Source organism: Segeticoccus rhizosphaerae, assembly GCF_009192725.1.
Taxonomy (GTDB): Bacteria; Actinomycetota; Actinomycetes; order Actinomycetales; family Dermatophilaceae; genus Segeticoccus; species Segeticoccus rhizosphaerae.
The window spans coordinates 1-8,822 of sequence record NZ_VOHR01000155.1 but is presented as its reverse complement, the minus strand read 5'-3'; the positions used below and the strand labels follow the sequence as shown (position 1 = coordinate 8,822).

At 70.9% G+C, this 8,822-nt stretch carries 11 protein-coding genes; 9 read left to right on the top strand and 2 right to left on the bottom strand.

The window, feature by feature from the left end:
• Positions 1-420 (bottom strand): DEAD/DEAH box helicase (locus FRW57_RS12970; protein WP_152186164.1); only part of this gene is annotated, 420 nt, incomplete at its 3' end.
• Between the two features lie 118 nt (positions 421-538).
• Positions 539-766 (bottom strand): response regulator transcription factor, encoded by a 228-nt coding sequence (locus FRW57_RS25080; RefSeq protein ID WP_420853247.1) that lies wholly within the window; start codon positions 764-766, stop codon positions 539-541.
• On the opposite strand from FRW57_RS25080, the gene FRW57_RS12960 reads away from it, so the two are divergent.
• The 9 genes from FRW57_RS12960 to miaB all read left to right on the top strand — a co-directional run bounded on the left by FRW57_RS12960 (position 737) and on the right by miaB (position 8,609).
• The gene (locus FRW57_RS12960; protein WP_238999419.1) at positions 737-1,510 is read left to right on the top strand and encodes a CPBP family intramembrane glutamic endopeptidase; all 774 of its coding nucleotides are present in this window, start codon (positions 737-739) and stop codon (positions 1,508-1,510) included. The two genes, FRW57_RS25080 and FRW57_RS12960, sit on opposite strands and share 30 nt — an antisense overlap.
• 95 nt (positions 1,511-1,605) lie before the next feature.
• Positions 1,606-1,830, top strand: a complete 225-nt coding sequence (locus FRW57_RS12955) for a DUF3046 domain-containing protein (protein WP_152186163.1) — start codon at positions 1,606-1,608, stop codon at positions 1,828-1,830.
• 36 nt (positions 1,831-1,866) lie between these two features.
• Positions 1,867-2,799, top strand: coding sequence for an ABC transporter ATP-binding protein (locus FRW57_RS12950; protein WP_152186162.1), 933 nt, complete (start codon positions 1,867-1,869; stop codon positions 2,797-2,799).
• 1 nt (position 2,800) lies between these two features.
• On the top strand, positions 2,801-3,634 hold the full coding sequence (locus FRW57_RS12945) for an ABC transporter permease (RefSeq protein ID WP_203230315.1): 834 nt from the start codon (positions 2,801-2,803) through the stop codon (positions 3,632-3,634).
• Positions 3,631-4,476: an ABC transporter permease gene (locus FRW57_RS12940; RefSeq protein ID WP_152186160.1), complete on the top strand. Its 846-nt coding sequence runs from the start codon at positions 3,631-3,633 to the stop codon at positions 4,474-4,476. Before FRW57_RS12945 ends, FRW57_RS12940 begins: the two co-directional genes overlap by 4 nt.
• Before the next feature lie 319 nt (positions 4,477-4,795).
• Positions 4,796-5,845 carry a recombinase RecA gene (recA, locus tag FRW57_RS12935; RefSeq protein WP_152186159.1) on the top strand — a complete coding sequence of 350 codons (1,050 nt, stop codon included), beginning with the start codon at positions 4,796-4,798 and terminating at the stop codon, positions 5,843-5,845.
• 14 nt (positions 5,846-5,859) lie between these two features.
• Positions 5,860-6,525: a regulatory protein RecX gene (locus FRW57_RS12930; protein ID WP_238999418.1), complete on the top strand. Its 666-nt coding sequence runs from the start codon at positions 5,860-5,862 to the stop codon at positions 6,523-6,525.
• A gap of 56 nt (positions 6,526-6,581) precedes the next feature.
• Positions 6,582-7,055: a carboxymuconolactone decarboxylase family protein gene (locus tag FRW57_RS12925; RefSeq protein ID WP_152186158.1), complete on the top strand. Its 474-nt coding sequence runs from the start codon at positions 6,582-6,584 to the stop codon at positions 7,053-7,055.
• Between the two features lie 51 nt (positions 7,056-7,106).
• Positions 7,107-8,609, top strand: a complete 1,503-nt coding sequence (gene miaB / locus FRW57_RS12920; RefSeq protein WP_152186157.1) for a tRNA (N6-isopentenyl adenosine(37)-C2)-methylthiotransferase MiaB — start codon at positions 7,107-7,109, stop codon at positions 8,607-8,609.
• Positions 8,610-8,822: the final 213 nt, after the last annotated feature.

Below are 8,822 nucleotides of genomic sequence, written 5' to 3'. Positions count from 1 at the left end.
GACGTCGGAGGGGCGGCGGGCGAACGCGCGACGCTCGCCCGCCGGGGTGTCGCCGCTGCGGACCGCGACGCTGACGTCGGGCTGGGGCTGGCCCGACCGGGCCGCGGCGTGACCGATGCCGACCAGCGGCGAGCGCAGGTTGCGCTCGACGTCGACGGCGAGCGCCTTCATCGGCGAGATGTAGAGCACCCGGCACCGGCGCAGCGGTTCCTCCGGCGGCGGTTCGGCCGCCAGTCGGTCGAGCGCCCACAGGAAGGCCGACAGGGTCTTGCCCGATCCGGTCGGCGCCACGACGAGGGTGTGGTCGCCGCTGCTGATCGCGTCCCAGGCGCCCGCCTGCGCGGCGGTCGGCGCGACGAAGGACGCGCGGAACCAGTCCTGGGTCGCGGGGGAGAAGCGTTCGAGCACGTCGGTGACCATGACCGTCCCAGCCTGCCACGCCGCACCGACACCCCGCGGCCGAGCACCCGCCGCTGCCGCTGAGGCCGCCACCGGGGTCGATGCCGGTGTCGCCACCGCGTCCCGGCCGCGGCAGTTGTCACGTGTTGCGGGTGAGGACCATGCCGGTCTCGTAGGCGAAGACGACCAGCTGGGCCCGGTCCCGGGCGTGCACCTTGGTCATCGCCCGGCTGACGTGGGTCTTGACCGTGGTCGGGCTGATCACCATGTGCGCGGCGATCTCGTCCGGTGGGGGTCGTGCAGGCGGTAGGCGACCGGATCCCCCAGACTGGAAGCCGTGAGCACCACCAGTGACGCCGTCCCGCACCGGCCGCGGCGGGGGCCCGAGGTCCTCACCGTGCTCGGCGTCTCCCTGGGGATGTCGGGGATCTTCGCCCTGCTGACCTTCCTGCGCGCCGAGGTGACGGTGCCCGGCGGGATCTCCGCCACCACGGCGACCGTGGTGTCGGGCCGGCAGACCACGGCGATGTGGCTCGACATCCTCGACGACCTGGCGCGGCTCGCCGCAGGGGTGATGCCGGCACTGCTGGCCCTGGCGTTGCTGAGCCGCGACCCGGCCGGGCGTGGGCTGGGGATCGGCACCCATCGCTGGCACCGGGGGAGCGACCTGGCGACCGGCGTCGGCTTCGCCGCGCTGATCGGCATACCGGGCCTCGCCCTGGTGTGGGCCGCGCACGAGGTCGGGGTCAGCGCGAGCCTGGCCGTGGTGAACTTCCCCGACGTCTGGTACCGCGTGCCGATGCTGCTGCTGTCGGCCTTCCAGAACGGCTTCCTCGAGGAGGTCGTCGTCGTCGGCTACCTGCTGACCCGGCTGCAGCAGCTCGGCTGGTCGTCGCGCAAGGCGCTCGTGGCCAGCGCGGTGCTGCGGGGCAGCTACCACCTCTACCAAGGACTGGGCGGGTTCGTCGGCAACCTGGTCATGGGGCTGATCTTCGGGTGGTGGTTCCAGCGGACCAAGCGGGTGGTGCCGTTGGTTGTCGCGCACACCCTGCTCGACGCGTTCGCGTTCGTCGGCTACCTCTTCCTGCGCGACCACATCTCCTGGCTGTGAGCCCAGCCCCTCGTGTTGTTGCTGGGAGGGGGCGCCGTCCGTGACGCCCCTTCCCAGCAACAACCCGGGGACCCCGGGCGTGCGAGACTCGGAGGGTGCGCATCAGTGACTTCTGGCGGTTGATGGAGGACGAGTTCGGGTCGTCCTATGCCCGCTCGCTCGCGAACAGCCACGCCCTGCACGAGTTGGGGGACCGGACGGCCGCCGAGGCGCTCGAGGCCGGCGTGAAGCCACGGACCGTGTGGGCCGCGCTCTGCGACGACATGGACGTGCCGCCCGAGCGACGGTTCGGCCGCGAGCGTCGCGCCGCGGAAAAGTGAGGGGCCGGCCTCGGGCCGGCGACGTATCCTCGCGCCGTGACCTCCGACGAGCCGCTGATCCACGCCTCCGGGCTGACCAAGAGGTTCGGTGATTTCGAGGCGGTCAAGGCGATCGACTTTGCGGTGCAGCGTGGTGAGGCGTTCGGGTTCCTCGGGCCCAACGGCGCGGGCAAGACCTCGACCATGCGGATGGTCGGCTGCGTGTCACCCGCGACCGGCGGTGAGCTGCGGCTCTTCGGCCTCGACCCGGCCACCGAGGGTCCGCGCATCCGCGCCCGGCTCGGCGTGGTCCCGCAGAAGGACACCCTCGACGAGGAGCTGACGGTCGAGGAGAACATCTGGGTCTACGGCCGCTACTTCGGCCTGTCCAAGCCGCAGGTCCGGGCGCGCGCGACCGAGCTGCTGGAGTTCGCCCAGCTCACCGAGCGGGCCAGGTCGAAGGTGGAGCCGCTCTCGGGCGGGATGAAGCGACGGCTCACCATCGCCCGCTCGCTGGTCAACGACCCCGAGGTCCTGATGCTCGACGAGCCGACCACGGGGCTCGACCCGCAGGCGCGGCACGTGCTGTGGGACCGGCTGTTCCGGCTGAAGCGGCAGGGCGTCACCCTCGTGCTGACCACGCACTACATGGACGAGGCCGAGCAGCTGTGCGACCGCCTGGTGGTCATGGACCACGGCGAGATCGTGGCCGAGGGGTCACCACGCGACCTGATCCGCGAGCACTCGACGCGCGAGGTGCTCGAGCTGCGCTTCGACGTCGACGACCACGCCGAGCTGGCCGGCCGGGTCGACGGCCTCGGCGACCGGGTCGAGGTGCTGCCCGACCGGCTGCTCATCTACACCGACGACGGCGACGCGGCCGGTGAGAAGGTGCATGCCGCAGGGCTCGAGCCGTTGTCGGCCCTCGTGCGCCGCTCCACGCTGGAGGACGTCTTCCTCAACCTCACCGGCCGCACCCTGGTGGACTGACGTGGCTGCCGACCCGACGCTGCCCACGGCGGCGAGCACCCGGAATACCCCCGAGCCGTTCCCGCGCAGCCGGCGCTGGCAGCCGGTGTTCGCGTTCTGGGCGACGCAGTACAAGCGGACGTGGCAGGGCAACGTGGTCAGCCGGTTCCTGATGCCGGTGATGTTCCTGCTCGCGATGGGGCTCGGGCTCGGCAGCCTGGTCGACTCGTCCTCCGGCGGGGTCGACGGGATGCCCTACCTGCAGTACGTCGTGCCGGGAATCCTTGCGGCACAGTCGATGTGGGTCGCGATGGGGGAGTCGTCCTACACCGTGCTCGGCGCGATCCGCTGGCAGATGCAGTACCACGCGATGCTCGCCACCCCGATCGGCGTCGCCGACATCCTGATCGGCCACATCGGCTGGGTCGCCTCGCAGATCGCGCTCGCGACCGGCATCTTCCTCGCGGTCGGGGCGGCGTTCGGCGCGTGGGCGTCCTGGTGGGTGCTGCTGGCGCTGCCGCTCACCGTGCTGACCGGGCTGGCCTTCACCGTGCCGGTCTTCGCGTTCGCCGCGACCCAGGAGAACGACGCCGGCTTCTCGATCATGTTCCGGTTCGTCATGACGCCGCTGTTCCTCTTCTCGGGCACCTTCTTCCCGCTCGACCAGCTGCCCGCGTTCCTGCGCCCGATCGCCTGGGTGACGCCGCTGTGGCACGGGGTCGACGGCAACCGCGACCTGGCCACGGGCTCCCCGGACTGGCTGCACCTGCTGGGGCACACGGCATACCTGCTCCTGGTCGTCGTGGTGACGGGGTGGCTCGCCTACAAGGCCTTCCGCCGGAGGCTGGTCGTATGACGATCCGCACCGCCGCGCCCGCCGCACCGCGTCCTGGCGTCGTGTCTCGACTGGCGCGGGTGCTGCCCATCCCCGCGGGCGCCGGGATGGCGCGGATCCTGGTGGAGCGCAACGCGATGGCCTTCCGGCACGGGTGGATCGCGTTCGTGACGGGACTGGCCGAGCCGATCCTCTACCTGTTCTCCCTCGGGGTCGGGCTCGGCGCGCTGGTGCGCACGGTGACCACCGACGGCGGGTCGGTCGTGTCGTATGCCGAGTTCGTCGCCCCGGCGCTGCTGGCCGCGGCGGCGATGAACGGCGCGGTGTTCGACTCCACCTTCAACGTCTTCTTCAAGCTGAAGTACGCCAAGCTCTACGACTCGGTGCTCGCGACGCCGCTCGGGCCGCGTGACGTGGCGGTGGGGGAGATCAGCTGGTCGCTGCTGCGTGGCGCGTTCTACTCCGGGGCGTTCCTGCTCGTGGCGGTCGTCGCCGGGATGGTGCACTCGTGGTGGGCGCTGCTCGCGCTGCCGGCGGCGAACTTCATCTCGTTCGCGTTCTCGGCGGTGGGGATGTTCGCGACGACCTTCATGCGGTCCTGGGTCGACTTCGACTGGATCAACCTCGCCATCCAGCCGCTCTTCCTGTTCTCGGCGACCTTCTTCCCGCTGGCGACCTACCCCTCGGGGGTGCAGTGGCTGGTGCAGGTGACGCCGCTCTACCACGGGGTGGCGCTCGAGCGCGGGCTGATGCTCGGCGAGGTCGGGACGGGGCTGCTCGTGCACGTGGCCTACCTGGCGGTGCTCGGTCTGGTCGGCCTGGTCGGTGCGGCCCGGCGGGTGGAACGCTTGTTGCTGTCGTGACTGCTGAGGCTGGAGTTGTTTTCGTGGCAGGGGAGGCGGCACGGCGGAAACGCCGCGGTGATGGCCTGCTCCGCGTTTCGGCGTGTCGCTGGCCGCGTGCGCCCATCGAACGCCTGTCCGAGTAGTCTCGTCCCCATGGAACGCCGCCGGCGTCCCGCCGTCCACAGCCTCGGCCGTGGCGGGGGCCGGTGTCGGTGGTCGCTCCTAACGTCTGACTCGACACAGTGCGTCAGGTGGCCGGTGACTGCCGGTCAGCGGCGACCGGGTGTCGGTCGCAGGTAGACGGCAGCCCACGATTTCAGGAAGAGCAGGTCAGGACATGGCTCAAGCCGACAAGTCCAAGTCCCTCGACGCCGTCATGGCGCAGATCGAGAAGGCCCACGGCAAGGGTGCCGTGATGCGTCTCGGCGACGAGGTCCGTGCGCCGATGGAGGTCATCCCCACCGGGTCCATCGCGCTCGACGTCGCCCTCGGCATCGGCGGCCTGCCCCGCGGCCGTGTGGTGGAGATCTACGGACCGGAGTCGTCGGGCAAGACGACTGTGGCGTTGCACGCGGTGGCCAACGCGCAGAAGGCCGGCGGCATCGCGGCCTTCATCGACGCCGAGCACGCGCTCGACCCCGACTACGCCAAGAAGCTCGGCGTCGACACCGACGCGCTGCTGGTCAGCCAGCCCGACACCGGCGAGCAGGCGCTCGAGATCGCAGACATGCTGATCCGCTCGGGCGCGATCGACATCATCGTGGTCGACTCGGTCGCTGCGCTCGTGCCCCGCGCCGAGATCGAGGGCGAGATGGGTGACAGCCACGTCGGCCTGCAGGCCCGGCTGATGTCCCAGGCGTTGCGCAAGCTGACCGGCACGCTCAACAGCACCGGCACGACCGCTATCTTCATCAACCAGCTCCGTGAAAAAATCGGTGTCATGTTCGGTTCTCCCGAAACGACCACGGGTGGCAAGGCGCTGAAGTTCTACGCGTCGGTGCGCCTCGACGTCCGCCGGATCGAGACCCTGAAGGACGGCACCGACGCGGTCGGCAACCGCACCCGCTGCAAGGTGGTCAAGAACAAGGTCTCCCCGCCGTTCAAGCAGGCCGAGTTCGACATCATCTACGGGCAGGGCATCTCCCGCGAGGGCGGCCTGATCGACATGGGTGTCGAGCACGGCTTCGTCCGCAAGGCCGGCGCCTGGTACACCTACGAGGGCGACCAGCTCGGCCAGGGCAAGGAGAACGCCCGCGGCTTCCTGCGCGACAACCCCGACCTCGCCGACGAGATCGAGAAGAAGATCAAGGAGAAGCTCGGCATCGGCCCGCAGCTCGACAAGCCGAGTGAGCCCGCGGCGGTGCCGGACGTGCCGGTCGACTTCTGAGCACCCTGTCCGACGTGTTCGGCTCCCCTGACTCGTCCGCACTGGGTCCGCCCGGTGCGGACGACCGGCGCGAGAGGGTCCGTTCGCTCGCAGACATGATCGCCCGCGTCGGCCTCCAACCCTCCGGTGGCGGCGGTGCCTCGACCTCCTCGGGGCGCACCCCGCCGCCGGAGGACCCGGCCACCCGTGGTGCGGACGCCGACCCGTATGCCGTCGCGCGCCAGATCGTGCTGCGCCAGCTGACCATGGCTCCCCGCAGCCGGGCGCAGCTGGAGGACAAGCTGCGCCAGAAGAACTGCGACCCCGAGGTGGCCCGAGAGGTGCTGGACCGGCTCACCGAGGTCGGGCTGGTCGACGACGAGGCCTACGCCGCCATGCTGGTGCGTTCGCAGCAGAGCGGGCGTGGGCTCGCCCGTCGGGCCCTGGCTCGCGAGCTGAGCAGGAAGGGGGTCGACCGCGACGTCGCCGACCAGGCTCTCGAGCAGGTCGGCGCCGAGGACGAGCGTGACCGGGCGCGGCGGCTGGTCGACAAGAAGCTGCGGACCATGCACGGTCTCGACCGCCAGGTCCAGACCCGGCGCCTGGCCGGGATGCTCGCTCGCAAGGGCTACTCCTCGTCGATGGCGTTCGCGGTGATCCGCGAGGCGTTGGACGAGCTGCCCCAACACCGTCGCGACTGAGGGCCGGTTCGCGGGTCCACGGTGGCGGCCGGCGGGTCCCGGCATACCGTCGAGGGGTGAGTTCACGCATCCTGCCCCACGAAGCCCTGCCGGACGCGTTCAAGCGTCTGGTCAACCTGCACGAGTACGTCGAACGGACCGCTGCGGAAGAGGGCCTCGACCCGGTGCTCATCGAGCTGGTCAAGACTCGGGCCTCGCAGATCAACGGCTGCGCCTACTGCGCTGACATGCACGCCCGGGACGGAGCGCGCCACGGGGAGACGGCCCGCCGGCTCGCGGTGCTGCCGGTCTGGCGCGAGACCGAGCTGTTCACCACGCAGGAGCGGGCAGCCCTGGCGCTGACCGAGGCGATCAGTCACCTGTCCGAGACCCGTGACGTGCCGGACGAGGTCTACGCCGAGGCGGCCGAGGTCTTCAGCGAGCGCCAGCTCGCCGTGGTCATCTGGGCCGCGTCTCTCATCCAGACCTTCAACGGCATCAACGTGACCGGTCGCAAGCCGCTGCCCGAGCAGGACTGGTCCGGCAGCTGACCGCCGGTGGCCACGGGCGAGGCGACCCGACGTCGTACCCTTGGCGGTGCGATGAAGACCTATGACGTGCGCACCCACGGGTGCCAGATGAACGTGCACGACTCCGAACGCCTGGCCGGCCTGCTCGAGACGGCCGGCTACGTCGACGTGGCGAGTGTGCCGAGCGCCGAGCGACCCGAGGCGGCCGACGTGGTCGTGTTCAACACCTGCGCGGTCCGGGAGAACGCCGACAACAAGCTCTACGGCAACCTCGGTCAGCTGCGCCCGGCCAAGCTGCGCAACCCGGACATGCAGATCGCCGTGGGCGGCTGCCTCGCGCAGAAGGACCGCTCCACGATCGTCGACAAGGCGCCCTGGGTCGACGTCGTCTTCGGCACGCACAACATCGGGTCGCTCCCGGCATTGCTGGACCGCGCGCGGCACAACAAGCGCGCCGAGGTCGAGATCCTGGAGAGCCTCGAGACCTTCCCCTCCACGCTCCCGACCCGACGCGACTCCGCCTACAGCGCGTGGGTCTCCATCTCGGTCGGCTGCAACAACACCTGCACCTTCTGCATCGTCCCGAGCCTGCGCGGCAAGGAGGCCGACCGGCGACCGGGCGAGATCCTCGCCGAGATCGAGGCACTCGTCGCGCAGGGTGTCGTGGAGGTCACCCTGCTCGGCCAGAACGTCAACACGTATGGCGTGGAGTTCGGCGACCGGCTCGCGTTCGGCAAGCTGCTGCGCGCCTGTGGCGAGATCGAGGGGCTCGAGCGCGTGCGGTTCACCAGCCCGCACCCCGCCGCGTTCACCGACGACGTCATCACCGCGATGGCCGAGACCCGGGCCGTCATGCCGAGCCTGCACATGCCGCTGCAGTCTGGATCGGACGCCGTGCTCAAGCGGATGCGCCGCTCCTACCGCAGCGCCAAGTTCCTCGGCATCATCGACCGGGTGCGCGAGCAGATCCCGGACGCCGCGATCACCACCGACATCATCGTCGGCTTCCCCGGCGAGACTGAGGAAGACTTCCAGGGCACGCTGGATGTGGTTCGGGCGTCACGGTTTTCGAGCGCCTTCACGTTCCAGTACTCCATCCGCCCCGGCACCCCGGCCGCCACGATGGACGACCAGGTGCCCAAGGCCGTGGTGCAGGAGCGCTATGACCGGCTGCTGGCCGTGCAGGAGGAGGTCTCCTGGGCCGAGAACCGGACCCTCGAGGGGCGGACCGTGGAGGTGCTCGTGGCGACCGGCGAGGGCCGCAAGGACGCCGAGACCCACCGCCTCTCCGGGCGCGCCCGCGACAACCGGCTGGTCCACTTCGCCGTGCCCGAGGGTGCCGAGCGGCCACGCCCGGGCGACGTCGTCTCGGTCGACGTGACCTATGGCGCGCCGCACCACCTGGTTGCCGACTCCGCTCTCCGGGGCGGCACGTATGCCGTGCGCCGGACCGCGGGCGGCAACGCGTGGGAATCGCTGCAGGACCAGCCGGAACCGGGACGGCCACAGGTGTCGCTCGGGATGCCGTCGGTCGGCCGGCCACCCGCTCCCGCGCCTGCGCCCGCCTGCCGATGACCCGCCCCTCCGATCGGCGCGTTCTGACGACTTGTGGAGCCAGACGCTCTGGCGCCGGGGAGAGCACGACGTGATCAGGTCGGTCGCCGTCATCCCCGCAGCCCCGGCCCTCATCCCCGAGCTCATGGCCGGCGCCGCGGCGGAGGTCGAACCGGTCCGGTCCGCCGCCCGGCAAGCCATCGCGGCCGTCGGGGCGAGCGTCCTGGGGCCGGC

What these genes read in the sequence shown, in the direction of transcription:
- miaB (WP_152186157.1), top strand. Translation starts at nt 7,107, where the DNA reads ATGAAGACCTATGACGTGCGCACCCACGGGTGCCAGATGAACGTGCAC.
- FRW57_RS12940 (WP_152186160.1), top strand. Translation starts at nt 3,631, where the DNA reads ATGACGATCCGCACCGCCGCGCCCGCCGCACCGCGTCCTGGCGTCGTG.
- recA (WP_152186159.1), top strand. Translation starts at nt 4,796, where the DNA reads ATGGCTCAAGCCGACAAGTCCAAGTCCCTCGACGCCGTCATGGCGCAG.